Here is a 17,742-nt window from a genome sequence, read left to right on the forward strand (position 1 = left end):
TATGAATGCGATAGATCTTCAAAAGATTAGCGTGACAACATCTGATTCTACTAAAATTATTGATGAGTTTTCACTAAAAGTGGCGCAAGGTGAGTGTGTCGTTTTATGTGGGGGAAGTGGTTGTGGCAAAACAACGATTACCCGGGTAATAAATGGGTTAATACCTGAATTTTACGATACCTTAAGGTTGGAAGGTGAAGTAAAGCACTTTGGAGCATCAATTAATGGCCAGACTATTAGTGATATAGCTAAAAATGTTGGTTCTGTATTTCAAAATCCAAAATCTCAATTTTTCAATTTAGATACTTCTAATGAATTGATTTTCGGATGTGAAAATTTAAATTTAACACGAAAAGAAATTCTAGATAGAACAGAAGAGACAATAGCTGATTTAAACTTAAAAAATCTAGTTAATCGAAGCATATTTGAACTTTCTGGTGGAGAAAAACAACGTGTTGCCTGTGGCTCTATTATTTCTATGAAGCCAAAAATACTACTTCTTGATGAACCTACTGCTAATTTAGATTATGAATCAATTGAATTATTAAAGATATTACTGACTAGTTTGAAGAAACTTGGCTATACGATTCTACTATCAGAGCATCGCCTATATTGGTTAAAAGACTTAGCAGACAGATTTATATATTTGAAATCCGGACAACATCAAGCAACTTATACATTTGATGAACTATATGTTAAAAGTGAACAAGAGTTATCTACAATGGGTCTCAGAAGTATGAATGTTGATTCTTTATCTAAAAAATTGAAGCAACTAACAAATGAAAAATCATGGGAATTATGTCAAATTCAAAGAAATGTTGACGAAGATTCCTCTCTATCTATTGAACTTGAAGAAGTAGAAGTATCTTATCACGATAAGAATGTGTTTCGTATTCCTCACCTTCAATTTTCTGGTGGTAGTATTATCGGTGTTATTGGAGAGAATGGTGCAGGAAAAACTACATTTATAAACACATTATTAGGATTTACCAAGTATAAAGGTGCTATCAAAGAAAATGAACAGATATTAAAGAAGAAAATGTTGAATAAACAAGGATTTATGGTCATGCAGGACGTAAATCAACAATTGTTCTCAAATACGCTTTTAAATGAAGTTCGGTTAGGTACAGATGCAACAGAAGAACAAGTACAACAAATCTTAAAGCAATTAGGTTTGTCCCATTTAGAAACACGGCACCCTGCTTCTCTGTCGGGAGGAGAAAAACAACGAACAGCAGTAGCATCTGCATTGCTATCTGATAAAAAAATTATCGTATTTGATGAACCAACTTCAGGTCTTGATAGAAACTCATTAGAACAATTTTGTAATGAGATAAAGTCATTATCTTCACCAGATAATATTATTTTTATAGTGACACATGATATGGAAATGATATTTCAATTAGTAGATTTTGTACTACCTTGTTCTAAATATAATTAATAATTTGCTTCTGTGAGATAAGAAGGTTAATGATCAATATAATGCATATAATATTGCTTATAGAAATACAACTTGATAAATAAGAAAACCAGTAGTATCTAAACACGAATAATGAAAACTTAATAAACAATATTTTCTAGGCGGCTTATTCTATATGATCTATATAGGATAAGTCGCCTAATATTAATTTAAATACTATTTACTATCATTATTATATTTGATTAATAATATGAATTTTCTAAACTTGCGTATTCATTTTAAAAATGTTACTTTATTTATATCGTTAAATAGTAATGATTACGATTTAGGAAGTGTTAAAATGGAAAAAACAAATAAAGTAGTGATTATTGGTGCGGGTCCTGCTGGTATAGGTATGGCTATTGCATTAATTGAAATGGGATTAGATGATATTCTTATATTAGATAAAGGACAAGTTGGTGAATCTTTTAAAAATTGGCCATTATCAACTCGTTTTATCACACCTTCGTTTACAACAAATGGGTTTGGAACACCAGATATTAACGCAATCACACCTCATAGTTCCCCTGCTTTTACTTTTAAGAAAGAACATATTTTAGGCAAAGATTATGTTCAATATTTAGAAGCGCTTGTACAGATTTATAACTTGAAAGTTGACCAACATACAAATGTATTAGATGTATCCAATAATATAGACAATGAAACATATAAAGTGTATACAGATCATGGGACTATTGATGCTGAATATATCTTTGTTGCGACAGAGAATTTTTCATATCCTTATAAACCGTTTAAACATGGTAGACATTATAGTGAGGTTGAAAAATTTTCAGATATAAATGGTGAACTGGCTGTCGTAATTGGAGGTAACGAAAGCGGATTTGATGCAGCGCTCAATTTAGCATTATCCGGTAAAATCGTCGATATTTATACTAATTCTACAAGTTATAAACAAGAAGATGCTGATCCAAGTATTCGACTTTCTCCTTATACACACCAACGATATGAAGAATTAAAGGAACTTGGTTATCCCATACGTATTCATACCGAACATGTGGTGAAAGAAATTGAGTATAAAAATGGTCAATATGTTATTCAATTTAACGGCGTACACGACGATGTGAAAATTTCCGAAGAACCGATACTTGCTACTGGATTTAATCCTGTTCAACATAATCGACTAACTCGAATATTATTTGAAAATGATGGTACAAATTTTATGCTAACTGACGATGATGAATCAACAATTAATCCTAATGTCTTTATGATAGGAGATACGGTTAAACATCAAGATGTTATTCTTTGTTATATTTACAAATTTAGAACGCGTTTAGCTGTTCTAGCAAAATTAATATGTGACCGAGAAAGCTTTGAAGCAAATGAAGATGCTATTGAGTTCTATCAATTAAATCAAATGTTTTTAGATGATTATGATTGTTGTGATGTGAACTGTTCATGTTAAAAGTTGAATATAATATTAAAAATGGAACTTGTTCGCCGATACCAAACGGTGAACATTATATTGTGATTAAGCAGCTAAAAAAACTATCAACAGAGCAGAAATTACAGTTTAAAAGGTATATCATTCAAAAGCAATTAAAGCTCACACTAGATGAAAACTGTAAGCAAAAGATAGATGACCCTGACGAATCAAAATATATTATCTCTGAATTGAATATCTTAAGACAAGAACAAGCGAAACATATTCCTAAAGTAAAAGACATGTTTTTAGCTTTTGCTTTAATCATATTAATGTTTATGTTGCCAATATATATTTCTTATTATTTATCTCAATATATTCAAAATCATTGGGTAGAGCAGTTTTTAGACTATGTAATACATACTGTTCAATTCGACGAAAAGGCTTTGAATGACTTATTATTTGGGGATTATGGGTTATTGTCACTCGGCATATATTCAATCATTTGGGCATTACCCGTTGTCGTTTTCATTAGTATTTCTACGAATATTATCAGTGAAAGTCATTTAAAATCTTATATCGTTTGGTCAATCGATCCAGTTATGACAAAAGTAGGATTAACTGGTTACGATATTGTACCAGTTATTGAAGGATTTGGTTGTAATTCCGCAGCAGTATTGCGTGCTAACCATGACTGTAGTGCTTGTACTAAAAATAACTGTATAAGTATGATCAGCTTTGGTTCATCATGTAGTTATCAAATTGGCGCGACGCTTTCCTTGTTCAGCGTCGTCAAAGCACCATGGTTATTCTTACCTTATTTAATGATTGTGTTTATCGGTGGTTTAATACATATTAAACTATGGTCCTCAAAAAGCATGATACCAACTCATTATTTTGTGTTAGATAAAGTTAGAAAGCCTTCAATTATAGCTGTATGGAAAGAATCCAAACAGACTATTCTGTCATTCTTAGCTCAAGCTTTACCAATATTTATGATGATTTGTGTATGTGCGAGTATCCTTTCTATGACACCTATTTTACTGTGGGCTGCAAATGTCTTTAATCCAATTTTACAGTTGATGAATGCACCTCAAGAGATGTCAACGGGTATTCTATTCTCAATGATTAGAAAAGATGGTATGTTGTTGTTCAATATGAATCAGGGCTCATTATTGCAAACGATGTCGTTAAAAAGTGTGTTCTTATTAGTATTATTTAGTTCAACATTTTCTGCATGTTCTGTAACAATCACTATGATAATTAAAAATTTAGGGTGGAAGCAAGGTCTAGGAATTGTCGTAAAACAAATGATTACAGCGACGATTTGCTTATGTGGAACTGTATTGATTATGAATTTATTTGGAGGGATTTAATTGATATTATCAGATCAAGATATTAAGCGGTTTATTAGTGAAGGTCAAGTAAGTGTCACACCTTATCGAGAACAACTTATAGAACCCGCTTCTATTGATTTAACATTAGGCAATCATTTTCTACTACCCATTTCACCAAAAGATAATGTGCAATCGTTGAAAGATCCTATTCAGTATGATGAAGTTGTTGCCAAAACTTTTACAATACCAGGTAAATCATTTGTATTAGCGACTACACAGGAATGTGTGAAACTTTCAAATATGATGACGGGTTTTGTAGAAGGGAGGAGTTCAATTGGCAGAGCGGGTTTATTTATACAGAATGCTGGTTGGGTAGATCCGGGGTTTGAAGGTCATATTACTTTAGAATTATTTAATGCGAATGATTTCTCATTAAAAATTGAAGAAAACCAACGAATTTGTCAACTCGTAATAGCGCGTACGCATTCACCTGCTATTTCTGGGTACAATGGAAAGTACCAAGGACAACTCAACGCAACAGGTAGTAAAGTGTTTATGGATTTTGAGAAATATTAAAGGTGGATTTGGTATGGAAATTTTTATCATCACTGGATTTTTAGGGAGCGGGAAGACTTCTTTACTGAATCATTTAATTAAAGATGTCAATGAAGAAGGTAAACGTATCGCTGTCATTATGAATGAGTTTGGTAAGAGGACAGTTGACTCTGAATTAATTCAGTCTGATGTAACAGTAAATGAAATCATTAATGGCTGTATATGTTGTGAAATGAAAGATGATGTTGCACATCAATTGCATATGTTATATATTGAACAACAACCAGAAATAGTTTTAATTGAATGTAGTGGTATTGCACACCCATTAGAAGTACTTGATGCATGTTTGACACCTGTGCTTTCGCCATTTATAACAATAAGAAGTATCATCGGCATCATAGATATACCGGAATATCAAAAATTATCAACCTATTCAAAACAAACACAACAACTTATCGATGTTCAACTAAAGTATTGTCAGGATATTATAGTAAATAAGCTTGATTTAATCGATTCGTGTGAGGCAATCAATGTTATTAAATCTATACAAGAACAATATCCAAGAGCAGAAACATTTTCAACAACTTATGGAAAAGTAAGTTATCATCACTTATCTAAAAAAGTTAAAAACATCCCATTTAAGAATCAAAATCAAAATTTTCATAATCATATTTACCATAAATACTACTCAATTGATAAGCCAGTTCAAATTGAAAAATTCAAATTATGGTTACAGAATTTACCCCAAAAGGTATATCGTGTAAAAGGGTTTATAACATTCGAGAATAGTCCTAATAAATATTTAGTTCAAATTTCTAATAGTAATGTGCTTATTGAAAAGTATGATATAGACATAGATGATTATCTAATTTTAATTGGAGAAAAGATAGACGAAGAAAATATCTTTTTTAGTTTATATTGAGGAAGAGAGTACTCACAAAAAACACTTTTGTAGAAATTCACATTATGTGAATTTAACAAAAGTGTTTTTTATAAAATGGGCCTAACTCACTTAGAAACTTCAAAGCGACAGCTGTTTTTTTTGATTAGATTATTTGAAAGTGCACGATATCTCGCAGTCTTCGTGCGCCAGGGCACTATTTCAGGGTATAACGCACGATATCTCAGATTCTTCGTGCGCGGCCTTCAACTCACCGTGTTCACTCACCAAACTCTATCATCCTAAATATTCACTACTTCTGTATCTACAACTTTTGTAAATGTTGTTTGATTAATGAGCTCGGTGAGGATGTTATGTTGTGTTGGGTGTAGGTTGGGATGGTCGCGATCATCTATGATTGCCCATCCGCCTGCTTCATACACCTCTAATGCATCGTCTATTATATTCTGTCGATTGCCTATAAACTTTACGTACTCGACTTCTTCTTTACTTGATATATCTTCAACTAAATCTCTAACAACATGACCTACAATTGTGATACCAGGTCCTGGTATATGTGAGAGTGACTGCACTTTTTCGACGATATTAGATACATTGCCTGATATGACCGTTTGTTCTGGTCGTGTGGCGCTAAAGATAACGGCTACTGGTATGTCGTCTGTGATTGCTGCTTTAATTTCTTTAAGTAAAGTTGGTAATCTCTTAACACCCATATATATGGCGAGGGTGCCACAGTGTTTGAGTGTTGTAATATCAATGGATTGTTCTTTATTATCTTTAAAGTGGCCAGTTGTAAATGTAATATTAGTTGAAACATTACGTTCTGTTAACCCACGATTAAGTTCACTCATGGCAGCTGAAGCGGCTGTTATACCAGGTACGACTTCAAATGTAATGTTGTGTGATTTTAATGTAGAAACTTCTTCCGCAAGGCGTCCAAATATTGCTGGATCGCCGCCTTTTAGACGGACGACTGTCTTATTTATGCGTGATTTTTCAACAAGTAATTGGTTAATGTCTTCTTGTTTCATAGATTTGTGATAAGGTCGTTTACCAACATGAATCCATTCCGATTCTGGTGATGAAAATTGTAATATAAATGGATTCACTAGTTGGTCGTATAAAATAACATCTGCCCGCTTAATACATCGCTCTGCTTTTTTAGATAATAATAAAGGATTTCCTGGACCTGCACCGACTAAATATACTTGAGATTGTGCGATTATAGACATACGTATATGTCTCCATCGACCACTTCTACAGAATAAGTTGCGACACATCCTTCATCTGGTTCTTGGACTTGGCCAGTCGATAAGTCAATTTTTTGATCATGAAGTGGACAGTATACATAATCTCCACTCACTGTACCTTCTGATAATGGACCTTGTTTATGAGGACAAATATTATTAATCGCACGAATGATACCTTCTTCAGTTAAAAATAAACCAAGTTGCGTATCTCCGACGATGACTTTCTTACCGATTAACGGTTCGAGTTCTGAAATGTGTGCGACTCTTACCTTCTCATTTGTTAATGTCATATTTACACCTTCTCCACTTCAAAAATGTGACGTTTATCTTTATTGAGCACGACTTCATGCCATGGCTCTGTATCGTATGCACGTTTCGCATCCATTATGCGCGCGTAAAGTTCATCTTGTTTTTCAGGGTCAAGTACAACTGATTTCACTTGGTCAAAGCCAAGTCTCTTGAGCCATGGTGCTGTACGTTCTGCATAAATGCCTGTTTCACGATAGTATTGCATGTATGCACCACATAGTTTGACAACTTCATCTTCAGTTTCAACAGTTGTCAGTAACTCACCTGCGACGACATCTGTACCACCATTACCACCAATGTAAATTTGGAAACCATTTTCTACACCAATGACACCGAAGTCTTTTACACCTGATTCTACACAGCTACGTGGACAACCTGAAACACCCATTTTGAATTTATGTGGTGTGTCGATATATTCAAATGTTTTCTCTAAACGAATACCTAATTTTGTTGTGAATTGTGTACCGAATCGGCAGAATTCTTTACCAACACAACTTTTAACTGAACGTGTCTTCTTACCGTATGCAGATGCTGAACGCATATCTAAATCTTTCCAAATTTGTGGTAATTCTTCTTTTTTAACACCGTATAAACCGATGCGCTGTGCACCCGTAATTTTGACTAATGGGATATGGTATTTCTTCGCTACTTCACCAAGACGAATAAGTTGATCTGCATCTGTTACACCGCCACGCATTTGTGGAATAACAGAGAATGTGCCGTCTTTTTGAATATTGGCATGGTAACGTTCGTTCGCAAAGCGTGAAGCTTTTTCATCTTCATGGTCATGAGGGTATACCATGTTTAAATAGTAGTTAATAGCAGGGCGACATTTTGGACATCCACCTTTATCTTTAAAGTCTAATACGTGTCGAACTTCTTTAGATGTTTTTAAACCTTTAGCTCGAATTTGAGTAACGATTTGGTCTCTTGTAAGACTTGTACATGCACAAATACCTGTTGGCGCTGCAGCAACAAAGTCGTCACCAAGTGTATATTCTAAGAGCTCTGCGATTTGACCTTTACACTTACCACATGAGTTACCAGCTTTCGTCACACGTGTGACATCAGCTACGGACGTTAAACCTTGATCTTTAATCGCTTCTACGATGACACCTTTAGAAATGCCGTTACAACCGCAGATTGTTTCATCGTTATCCATTTCAGCAACGCTAATCGCATCAACTTCTCCTGCTTTATGAAGAATTGAAACGAGTGTATATTCAACAATTGTATCGCCTTTTTTCATCATATTATAAAAGCGATTACCTTCTTCAGTATCACCATAAAGTACTGCACCGACAATCGTCTTATCTTTGACGAATATTTTCTTATAAATGTTATCGACACCGTTAAAAGTTTCAATACCACGGACACCTTCACTTTCAGTAATCCAACCTGCACTAAATAAATCACAGCCTGATACTTTTAAAGAAGTAAAGGTCGTTGAACCTTTGTAACCTTCAGTTGGAATGCCTGTAATATGATCTGCCAGGACTTTACCTTGGTCGTATAGTGGGGCAACAAGTCCGTAAACTTTTGAACGGTGTTCTGCACATTCTCCAACTGCGTAAATTTCTGGGTCACTTGTACGCATGAAATCGTCTACTACGATACCGCGTCCAATTTCTAATCCAGCGGCACGTGCTTCTTTCGTTACTGGGCGAATACCAACTGCCATCACGACCATGTCTGTTGCGATAACACGTCCATCTGATAAACGTATACCTTCAACATAGTCTTCACCAATAATTTCTTGTGTATTCGCTTGTAATTCAAATTTAATACCTTGCTTTTCAAGGTCTGCTTTTAAAAGTTCTCCTGCTTTACGATCCAGTTGTACTTCCATCAGCCATTCTGCTAAATGTACGACTGTCACGTCCATACCTTGATCTACAAGACCTCGTGCGCATTCTAGACCGAGTAAACCGCCACCTATAACGATGGCACGTTTTTTAGTCTTAGCTGTTTCTAACATCTTTTCAGTGTCATCGATGGTTCTGAAACCGACAACACCTTCTAGACGAGAACCATCAATTGGTAGTATGAATGAATCAGAACCAGTCGCAATAATCATTTGGTCATATGATACTTTCACGCCATGTTCTGTTTCGACTTGTTTTAGTTCGCGATCAATTTTTACAACTTTATCACCTGTTATTAATTGAATGTTATGTTCTTCATACCATTCATAAGGGTTCATAATCGTTTCTTCTTTTGTCATTTTATTTTGAAGAATGTTTGATAACATGATTCGGTTATAGTTTGGATAAGGTTCTTTACCGATGATTGTGATTTCAAAGCTGTCTGGATCACGTTCTAGAATTTCTTCAATTGTACGGACACCAGCCATACCATTACCGATCATTAAAAGTTTTGTTTTACTCATGCATATCCTCCTTCGTTGAATCTAACCATGCTTTAATTTTGATTGCATAGTGTTGTGTTCGTTGAATATCTTGGCCATGTGAGCTAATACTAATTGTTAGGCCATTGTGTTCAATATCTAAGGTGTTATAAAAGTCGGATTGTTTGCGATCCCCGGTATGATTGAGCCATTGAGAGGGTAGGGCGTCTTTGGCTACTCGGTCATTCGTTTCGGGCTGGTTAGTTGCGATAATAATTAAATCTGCATGGGCAATATGTTCTCGTTGATAGTCTGCTTGTATAAGGCGAATATGTTTCGTTGGTTGAATCGTATCAAAGTGCTCATGAAATTCGCGTGCGATAACATCAATTGAGCAAGGCTCTGATTTCAATTTAGAGAACTTTCTCCATGCAATTTTGCCACCACCAATGATTACGACATGTTTACCTTTAAGGTTAAGTTGTACTGGATACATCTGGTACCGCCTCACATTCAGCAATTCTTAAATGTACGATGTCTTTTAATAACGGATGAAAATTAATAGCCGTCGTATATGTGATAGGATTCGGTAAACCTAGAGACTCTATTTGACGTTTTGACTTGTTTACAAGGAAACCATCATAGAAGAAAAATGGAATAATTAATAATTTACGATGCTTTTTAGCGATTTTCGGTAACGTTTCTTTAAAGCGCAGTTCACCATAGACCATACTCGGGTAACATGGATTTTGATCCGTTGATAGTTCGTGACAAATTCGTGTAAGTGCAACATCCGGTTCATCAAAGCGTGCATTACCGTGAGCAAGTACGACAATTCCAGTTTCATCATCAATGTCATCTTTGTAAGCTTCAAGTTGAGAAGCAACCCAGTTTGTCATAATCGGGTGTGTGCCCAATGGTTTACTTAATATAAACTGTACGTTCTGGTTCTTATCTTGAAATGTTTCATATAACGCTTCGATATCTTCATAATAATGAGAAGCGGTAAACAATAATAACGGCACAAGGTGAATTCGTGAATATCCAGCATCAATCGTTTGTTGAATCACTTCATCCAGTAAGATTTCTTCACTTTCTAAAAAGGCTACCTCATAATCAATCTCATCACTATTAAAAGTTTGATGAATAAAATTTAATAACGTTTCATTTAACTTTCCCTTTCTCATACCATGAACAACTAAAATCGTCTTTCGCATGACAATCCCTCCTACATCTTTATTCTAAAACAATATAACGAAAGTTTGTGAATTTTTTCTCAAAAAGAAGAAAAATAGGGAATTCCCTATATATTAACGTGAAAAAATAAATCATGCATATGATTTTTTGTAATAACTGACAAAAATATTTTTTAAATTTTCTGATTTGTATAATTATAAATTTTTCTAAACGTGATAGCATGAAATTGTTTATCAAAATAAGCAAAGGGGTCGTGCACATTGGTAAAGGAAAATGATAAGGCAAAGAACGAAGATAGGTCAAAGAAAAAGTTTAGTATGCCACATATATATGTGATTTTATTTGTTTTCGGTGTGATTGCAACTATTTCTACATATTTAATTCCATCAGGTGAGTTTGATAGGGTTAAAGGGCCTGAGGGTAGAGAAATGGTAGACGCAGATTCATTCCATTACATAGATTCAGCACCAGTTGGTTTGGTTGATTTTATTTCGATTATACCACGTGGTTTAATTGAAGCAGGAGAAATTGTCTTCTTCACACTTATCATCGGTGGGATGTTTATGGTGTTAAGACGTACAGGTATTATTGAAATTGGTGTGGATAAACTTGCACGCCAGTTTATAAATAAAAGTATTTTGATTATTCCAGTATTAACAACAGTATTTGCGATTATTGCAACATTAATCGGTACAGCAGAGTTGTCACTCGTTTATATTCCGGTTATTATTCCGCTTATTATTGCGTTAGGTTATGACTCTATAACCGCTACATCTATTGCATTGTGTGGTACTGTAGTCGGCTTCACGGTCGGTGTATTAAATCCAATCAATACAGGATTAGCACAAAAATTATCAGGTATTCCAACATTTTCAGGACTTGGATTACGTTTAGCTATTTTTGTGATTGTACTATTTGTAACGATATTATTTATTATGAAATACGCTAAAAAAATTAAAAAAGATCCTTCAATCAGTTTAGTTTATCATGATGATACTGAGAAGCGACATATGTACAAAGATATTACGAATCAAGAACCACTCGTTGCGACTAAACGACAAAAAATCGGTATTGCCGTAGTGCTCTTATTCTTTATCATTCTTGTATACGGCGTTATTACACAAGGCTGGTTTATGGTAGAAATGTCAGGTCTTTTCATAGTTATGGGTATTGTAGTAGGTTTAGTCACTGGATTGAATACGCGTGAAATTTGTGAGTCATTTAATGATGGTTTCAAAGATGTATTAATGGGTGCCATTATTGTAGGACTTGCACGTTCAATAGCCGTTGTACTTGAAGACGGTAAAATTATGGACAGTATCGTTCACGGATTAGGTTCTGTTATCGATGGTGCAACACCAACAGTAGCAGTAGTCGGTATGTATATCGTACAAGTGTTGATTAATTTTATTATTTCTTCAGGAAGCGGACAAGCGTTAGTGACAATGCCAATTATGGCACCATTAGCAGATATGCTAGGTATTACAAGACAGACCGCAGTCTTAGCCTTCCAATTAGGAGACGGATTTACACATGTCTTCTATCCAACAAGCGGGTACTTTATGGCAGCATTGGCAATCGGAGGCGTATCATATACAAAATGGATCCGATTCTTCTTCCCACTCTTTATCGTATGGGGTGTCATTTCAATCATTTCATTAATCTTTGCGCAGTTAATCGGTTGGTCGTAGGGAGAAAATTAATAAGTTGTAGAAGGAGATTCAAGTTTGATAACTTGGGTCTCTTTTATTTATAGATTGATAATTATTATAACGGTGTGGCACAATGTATTTATTAATTAAAGGGGTGTCATATGAAGATAAATAGAGTCATCAATCATAATGTGATTAGTGTCACCCACAACAACCAGGAACGTGTTGTGATGGGGAAAGGGATAGGTTTTCAAAAGCAAGAAGGCGATATTGTGGAAGAATCAAAGATTGAAAAAATATTTGATTTAAGTAGCCAGGAAATTTCTGATCGCTTTAAAACGTTATTAATCGAAGTGCCGATTGAAGTGGTTCAAGCTGTTGAGAAAATAATCGAAGTATCGAAAGATAAATATCAAAAAGATCTCAGCGATACTATTTATGTTGCACTGACGGATCATATAAACTTTGCTATTGAGCGACAAAAAGAGGGAATGGCTATAAAGAATGGATTGCTATGGGAAACGAAACGTTTTTATCCAAATGAGTATGAAATTGGTGTGCAAGCGTTAGATTGGATTACTGAAATTGTTGGTGTTCGTTTACCTGAAGATGAAGCGGGATTTATTGCAATTCATTTGTTAAATGCAGAACATAATAATTTAGCAGACTATAATCAAGTAACAGAAATGGTGCAAAATATTTTAAGCTTAGTGAAATACCATTTTAGATTAGATTTTGATGAAGAAAGTCTAACTTACTATAGATTTGTGACACATTTAAAATTTCTTGCACAACGTATTTTCTCAAGTAACCCACTTGATACAAATGAAATCGAACTTTACGAGATAGTAAAAGAGAAATATAAACATGCATTTAAATGTGTGGAGAAAATTGAAGTATTTTTATTGAAAAAGTACCAGTATGAAATGACGCATGATGAAGCTTTGTACTTAACGATTCATATACAGAGATTAATTTCCAGAAATGAAAGCGTTGACAATAAATAATTATATGATATATTGATGTTACGAAAACAAAATAAACAATTAATTGTTTAGGATTGTTACTGTTCGGCAGGCGAGACCTAAATCATTAATAGGTGAATTTATCTAGGGATAAGTCTATCTATTTATGATTTGGGTCTTTTTTTATTGTTCTAAACAAGACGGGAGAGATATAAAGATGACAAATGAACAAAGGATGGCTGATGAAATACTTAAACACATTGGCGGTAGTAACAATGTTAAAAACTTAACACATTGTATGACACGTTTAAGATTTGTGTTGAAAGATGACAGTAAGGCTGATGATGATGCCATAAAAAATATTGATGGCGTTATGGGGTTACGTAAGCAAGGTGGACAATATCAAGTTATTGTAGGAAACAATGTATCACACACTTATACAGCATTGATGAAAAGTGGTGTCAGTGGTGGCGCTAAAAGTAATGAACCAGTTGAAAAGAAAAAGTTAACATTTAAACAGGTGGGTATCAATATTCTTGATGCGATTATCGGAACGATGTCACCATTAATTCCTGCTATTATTGGTGGTTCGATGATTAAATTATTGGCCATGTTATTAAGTATGACGGGCGTACTGTCAGAAAGCAGTTCAACGTATAATATTTTAAATACTATAGGAGATGCACCTTTCTTCTTCTTACCAATGCTTGTTGCAGTATCTGCAGCGAGGAAATTTAACAGTAACGTATTTTTAGCACTGGCAATTGCTGGTGTTATGGTACATCCAGTATTTATGGAAATTATGGAAAAAGCAGCAGAAGGTAAAGAAGCAACTTTCGCATTTATTCCAGTTATGTCAGTGAAATATACTTATACGATTATTCCAGCAATCGTCATGACTTGGTTACTGAAATATATTGAAGATTTTGCAGATCGTATTACACCAATTGTAATGAAAAACTTCTTGAAACCAATGTTAATCTTATTAATTGCTGCACCAATAGCGATTATTATCGTAGGTCCAACAGGCATTTTGATTGGTACAGGACTATCTCAGATTGTCTTCTTTGTACATGATAAATTAGGATTTTTAGCAGTAGCTATCGTAGGTGCTTTATGGCCATTATTAGTTATGACAGGTATGCACCGTGTATTCACACCAACGATTGTTCAAACAATTGCTGAAACAGGTAAGGAAGGTATGGTTATGCCATCTGAGATTGGCGCTAACTTATCATTAGGGGGCGTTTCATTAGCAGTAGCATTTAAAACGAAAAATAGAGAATTACGTCAAACGTCATTGGCAGCTGCATCATCAGCCATTATTGCAGGTATAACTGAGCCAGCACTATATGGGGTTGCTATTCGATTAAAACGTCCAATGATTGCATCTGTTATTACAGGATTTATTGCAGGTGCTGTAGCAGGGCTTGCAGGTTTAGCAAGTCATTCTATGGCAGCACCAGGTTTGTTTACGAGTGTACAATTTATTGAAAAAGATAATCCAATGAGTATAGTGTGGATTATTGTTGTAATGGTTCTATCGGTTGTTCTTTCATTTATCTTAACGTTAGTGCTTGGATTTGAAGATATTCCAGAATCTGAAGATGAATTATTAGATTTAGGTACTCAAGATCATCTAACAGTTGCAGCACCTGTTGAAGGGCATATTAAACCAATTGAAAGTGTTGAAGATGACGTATTTAGTAGAGAAGTAATCGGAAAAAGTATGGCAATTGAACCAACAGGTAATAAAATTTATGCACCAGTAACAGGTACGGTAACTTCTGTATTTCCAACAAAACATGCTATAGGTATAACAGGAGATAATGGTGTTGAAGTATTAGTACATGTTGGCATTGACACGGTGAAATTAAATGGAGAACCATTTACATCAACAATTGAACAAGGTGATCATGTAACTGTTGGCGATATTCTTGGAACATTTGATTTAACACAAATTATTGAATCAGGTTATGATCCGACAACGATTATTGTCATTACAAATACAGATGAATATGAATCTATAACATCCTTTGATCACGCAGAGGTTCAAGCACAAACATCTATATTAGGAGTGGTTAAATCATGACAATAAAATATTTCCCGGAAAATTTTCTTTGGGGTGGCGCAATAGCAGCAAATCAAACAGAAGGTGCTTGGGATAAAGATGGTAGAGGAATCAGTAATATTGATTTAATTCCTCATGGTACAAAGAGACAAGATATAAAGTTAGGTTATAAAAAGGGCGAACTTGATCAGAATGAATATTATCCAAGTCATACTGGTATAGATTTTTATCATCATTATAAAGAGGATATTGCCTTACTTGCTGAAATGGGTTTGAAAGTATTTAGAACATCTATATCTTGGAGTAGAATTTATCCAAATGGTGATGAAGAAATGCCGAATCAGGCAGGTATAAATTATTACAAAGATTTATTCAAGACATGTAAACAACATGGTATGGAATTACTCGTTACACTTGCGCATTTTGATATTCCAATGGGTATAGTTGAAAAATATAATGGGTGGAAAAATAGAGAAACGATAGATTTATATATTAAATTTGCAGATACATGCTTTAATAATTTTGGAGAATACGTGAATTATTGGATTCCATTCAATGAAATTAATGTAGTGTTACACAGTCCATTTTCAGGTGGAGGATTATACTTTGATGATAGTGAAAATAGGGAAGAAATATTATATCAAGCCTCACATTATATGTTAGTAGCAAGTGCGAAAGCTGTTCGAAGTTGTCATCGTATTACACCACAAGCAAAAATTGGATGTATGATTGCCGGTGGTAGTTTCTATCCATACAGTTGTAATCCAGAAGATGTATGGCAGTCTATGAATGATGAAAGAGCAAATACTTTCTTTGTAGATGTGCAAGCGAAAGGTAGATATCCATACTATATGGATTCATTTTTTAAGAATAAAGGGATTAACATTGAAATAGATGAGTCAGATAAAGAAATTCTGAAAGAAACGGTGGATTTTGTAGCATTTAGTTATTATGCGTCTCGAACGTCTATTGCGGATATATCAAGAGTTGAAAAAAATGAAGGAAATGTAATTGTATCAGCCAAAAATCCTTATCTTAAAATGAGCGATTGGGGATGGGTTATCGATCCGCTTGGTTTAAGGATAACGATGAATCAAATATATGAAAGATTTGAAAAGCCACTATTTGTCGTTGAAAATGGATTAGGTGCCAAAGATGAGATAGAAGAAGATGGTACAATTCAAGATGATTATAGAATAGATTATATGAAACAGCATATAGAAGCTATGTACGATGGTATTCAAGATGGCGTTCCATTGTTGGGATATATAAGTTGGGGTATTATCGATTTAGTGTCTGCATCAACAGGAGAAATGAGTAAACGATATGGCATGATTTATGTAGATAAAGACGATGTAGGAAGCGGGACACTCGAACGTCGAAAGAAAAAGTCTTTTGATTGGTATAAAAAAGTTATCCAACAAAATGGAATAGAAGTATAAAATTAAACTGAATAAGCACATATAAAACACATCACTTCAATCTGATATTAATCAGGTAAGTGATGTGTTTATTCTTGTATATTAAATAATTCGTTAGATGATTTAATCATGGTAGGATGAGTATATATTATTTCGTAGCACACTATTTTTTTGTGTAATTATTAGTTTTATATATTAACAGACTGTTTTAGCTTTGCTAAAAAATGTTAGAAGAATTAAAAGTTAAACTATTTCATTATATATATATAATTAGACTAATGGGAAAAATAAGAAAATTATATACTGGAAAATTTAATTACAAATGTATAAAATTATGAATAAAGGGTAATATACTTTTATGGAACAAAGGATGTTTGAAGGAGGAGCACCGATGAAGAATGTTATTTTACCAATTGTAAAAGTTACGACACCTATTGTTGGTGGACGGTTAATAGGGAAATTTGCAGTGAAGAATGCAAGAAAGGATTATAGTAAAAATGTGAAACCACCATTTTCACCACCTGGTTATATATTTCCTATTGTGTGGCCAATATTGTATATGTCAATGGGTATTGCTTATGCACTCGTATCTCACAAACCAGGGAAGAAGCGGATTAAGGGTGCTTATTATACACAATTGGGTTTAAATTATGGGTGGTCAATATTGTATTTTAAGTATAAATTAAGATTCAGCGCATTGATTGAAAGTGCTGTATTGTTAGGTGCTGTCTTGATGACAACGATAACATTCTTTAATGTGAAGAAGTTAGCGGGTTTGATATTGGTTCCGTATACACTTTGGAGTGCTTTTGCGACTTATTTAACAGCTGGTAACTGGTTATTAAATAAAGACAATCCAAGATATACAGATAAGTCAAATGTTTAAGCTTATAAGAA

15 protein-coding genes are annotated in these 17,742 nt (G+C 34.2%); 10 read left to right on the forward strand and 5 right to left on the reverse strand.

Annotation, left to right across the window (positions count from 1 at the left end; genetic code table 11):
- Position 1: 1 nt before the first annotated feature.
- From LQ675_RS12290 to LQ675_RS12310, 5 genes are all read left to right on the forward strand, one after another.
- Complete coding sequence (locus LQ675_RS12290) at positions 2–1,441, forward strand: ABC transporter ATP-binding protein (RefSeq protein WP_078355375.1); 1,440 nt, start codon at positions 2–4, stop codon at positions 1,439–1,441.
- A 319-nt stretch (positions 1,442–1,760) separates the two neighbouring features.
- Entirely contained in the window at positions 1,761–2,882 is a 1,122-nt protein-coding gene (locus LQ675_RS12295; protein WP_239727725.1) for an NAD(P)/FAD-dependent oxidoreductase, read from the forward strand.
- Positions 2,876–4,216: a nucleoside recognition domain-containing protein gene (locus tag LQ675_RS12300; RefSeq protein ID WP_232179592.1), complete on the forward strand. Its 1,341-nt coding sequence runs from the start codon at positions 2,876–2,878 to the stop codon at positions 4,214–4,216. The genes LQ675_RS12295 and LQ675_RS12300 overlap by 7 nt, the downstream gene beginning before the upstream one ends.
- Positions 4,217–4,753, forward strand: a complete 537-nt coding sequence (gene dcd, locus LQ675_RS12305) for a dCTP deaminase (protein ID WP_048540384.1) — start codon at positions 4,217–4,219, stop codon at positions 4,751–4,753. It begins immediately after the preceding gene.
- A gap of 13 nt (positions 4,754–4,766) precedes the next feature.
- Positions 4,767–5,654, forward strand: coding sequence for a CobW family GTP-binding protein (locus LQ675_RS12310; protein ID WP_048540567.1), 888 nt, complete (start codon positions 4,767–4,769; stop codon positions 5,652–5,654).
- 260 nt (positions 5,655–5,914) lie between these two features.
- Here the strand turns inward: LQ675_RS12310 and cobA are convergent, their stop codons facing one another.
- From cobA to LQ675_RS12335, 5 genes are read right to left on the reverse strand one after another with little or no spacing between them, the layout of a single operon-like run.
- Positions 5,915–6,865 (reverse strand): uroporphyrinogen-III C-methyltransferase, encoded by a 951-nt coding sequence (gene cobA / locus LQ675_RS12315; RefSeq protein WP_239727727.1) that lies wholly within the window; start codon positions 6,863–6,865, stop codon positions 5,915–5,917.
- Positions 6,856–7,173: a nitrite reductase small subunit NirD gene (nirD, locus tag LQ675_RS12320; RefSeq protein ID WP_207593296.1), complete on the reverse strand. Its 318-nt coding sequence runs from the start codon at positions 7,171–7,173 to the stop codon at positions 6,856–6,858. The genes cobA and nirD overlap by 10 nt, the downstream gene beginning before the upstream one ends.
- A 2-nt stretch (positions 7,174–7,175) precedes the next feature.
- Complete coding sequence (gene nirB, locus LQ675_RS12325; RefSeq protein ID WP_239727728.1) at positions 7,176–9,581, reverse strand: nitrite reductase large subunit NirB; 2,406 nt, start codon at positions 9,579–9,581, stop codon at positions 7,176–7,178.
- Positions 9,574–10,035, reverse strand: coding sequence for a precorrin-2 dehydrogenase/sirohydrochlorin ferrochelatase family protein (locus LQ675_RS12330; protein ID WP_048540388.1), 462 nt, complete (start codon positions 10,033–10,035; stop codon positions 9,574–9,576). The genes nirB and LQ675_RS12330 overlap by 8 nt, the downstream gene beginning before the upstream one ends.
- Positions 10,016–10,756, reverse strand: a complete 741-nt coding sequence (locus LQ675_RS12335) for a sirohydrochlorin chelatase (RefSeq protein ID WP_048540389.1) — start codon at positions 10,754–10,756, stop codon at positions 10,016–10,018. The genes LQ675_RS12330 and LQ675_RS12335 overlap by 20 nt, the downstream gene beginning before the upstream one ends.
- A gap of 297 nt (positions 10,757–11,053) precedes the next feature.
- Between LQ675_RS12335 and LQ675_RS12340 the strand changes: the two genes are divergently transcribed.
- The 5 genes from LQ675_RS12340 to LQ675_RS12360 all read left to right on the forward strand — a co-directional run bounded on the left by LQ675_RS12340 (position 11,054) and on the right by LQ675_RS12360 (position 17,731).
- On the forward strand, positions 11,054–12,427 hold the full coding sequence (locus LQ675_RS12340) for a YfcC family protein (protein WP_058590999.1): 1,374 nt from the start codon (positions 11,054–11,056) through the stop codon (positions 12,425–12,427).
- A gap of 122 nt (positions 12,428–12,549) precedes the next feature.
- On the forward strand, positions 12,550–13,395 hold the full coding sequence (gene licT / locus LQ675_RS12345; RefSeq protein WP_048540391.1) for a BglG family transcription antiterminator LicT: 846 nt from the start codon (positions 12,550–12,552) through the stop codon (positions 13,393–13,395).
- 175 nt (positions 13,396–13,570) lie between these two features.
- Complete coding sequence (gene ascF, locus LQ675_RS12350) at positions 13,571–15,445, forward strand: PTS cellobiose/arbutin/salicin transporter subunit IIBC (protein WP_048540392.1); 1,875 nt, start codon at positions 13,571–13,573, stop codon at positions 15,443–15,445.
- A complete protein-coding gene (gene ascB / locus LQ675_RS12355) occupies positions 15,442–16,866 on the forward strand; it encodes a 6-phospho-beta-glucosidase (RefSeq protein ID WP_048540393.1) in 1,425 nt (474 codons plus the stop codon). The genes ascF and ascB overlap by 4 nt, the downstream gene beginning before the upstream one ends.
- 370 nt (positions 16,867–17,236) lie before the next feature.
- Entirely contained in the window at positions 17,237–17,731 is a 495-nt protein-coding gene (locus LQ675_RS12360) for a TspO/MBR family protein (RefSeq protein WP_048540394.1), read from the forward strand.
- Positions 17,732–17,742 lie beyond the last annotated feature (11 nt).

The organism is Mammaliicoccus sp. D-M19, from assembly GCF_022386695.1.
Lineage (GTDB): Bacteria > Bacillota > Bacilli > Staphylococcales > Staphylococcaceae > Mammaliicoccus > Mammaliicoccus sciuri.

What these genes read in the sequence shown, in the direction of transcription:
- LQ675_RS12290 (WP_078355375.1), top strand. Translation starts at nt 2, where the DNA reads ATGAATGCGATAGATCTTCAAAAGATTAGCGTGACAACATCTGATTCT.
- LQ675_RS12295 (WP_239727725.1), top strand. Translation starts at nt 1,761, where the DNA reads ATGGAAAAAACAAATAAAGTAGTGATTATTGGTGCGGGTCCTGCTGGT.
- LQ675_RS12300 (WP_232179592.1), top strand. Translation starts at nt 2,876, where the DNA reads ATGTTAAAAGTTGAATATAATATTAAAAATGGAACTTGTTCGCCGATA.
- LQ675_RS12310 (WP_048540567.1), top strand. Translation starts at nt 4,767, where the DNA reads ATGGAAATTTTTATCATCACTGGATTTTTAGGGAGCGGGAAGACTTCT.
- cobA (WP_239727727.1), bottom strand. Translation starts at nt 6,865, where the DNA reads ATGTCTATAATCGCACAATCTCAAGTATATTTAGTCGGTGCAGGTCCA.
- nirD (WP_207593296.1), bottom strand. Translation starts at nt 7,173, where the DNA reads ATGACATTAACAAATGAGAAGGTAAGAGTCGCACACATTTCAGAACTC.
- nirB (WP_239727728.1), bottom strand. Translation starts at nt 9,581, where the DNA reads ATGAGTAAAACAAAACTTTTAATGATCGGTAATGGTATGGCTGGTGTC.
- LQ675_RS12330 (WP_048540388.1), bottom strand. Translation starts at nt 10,035, where the DNA reads ATGTATCCAGTACAACTTAACCTTAAAGGTAAACATGTCGTAATCATT.
- LQ675_RS12335 (WP_048540389.1), bottom strand. Translation starts at nt 10,756, where the DNA reads ATGCGAAAGACGATTTTAGTTGTTCATGGTATGAGAAAGGGAAAGTTA.
- LQ675_RS12340 (WP_058590999.1), top strand. Translation starts at nt 11,054, where the DNA reads ATGCCACATATATATGTGATTTTATTTGTTTTCGGTGTGATTGCAACT.
- licT (WP_048540391.1), top strand. Translation starts at nt 12,550, where the DNA reads ATGAAGATAAATAGAGTCATCAATCATAATGTGATTAGTGTCACCCAC.
- ascF (WP_048540392.1), top strand. Translation starts at nt 13,571, where the DNA reads ATGACAAATGAACAAAGGATGGCTGATGAAATACTTAAACACATTGGC.
- ascB (WP_048540393.1), top strand. Translation starts at nt 15,442, where the DNA reads ATGACAATAAAATATTTCCCGGAAAATTTTCTTTGGGGTGGCGCAATA.
- LQ675_RS12360 (WP_048540394.1), top strand. Translation starts at nt 17,237, where the DNA reads ATGAAGAATGTTATTTTACCAATTGTAAAAGTTACGACACCTATTGTT.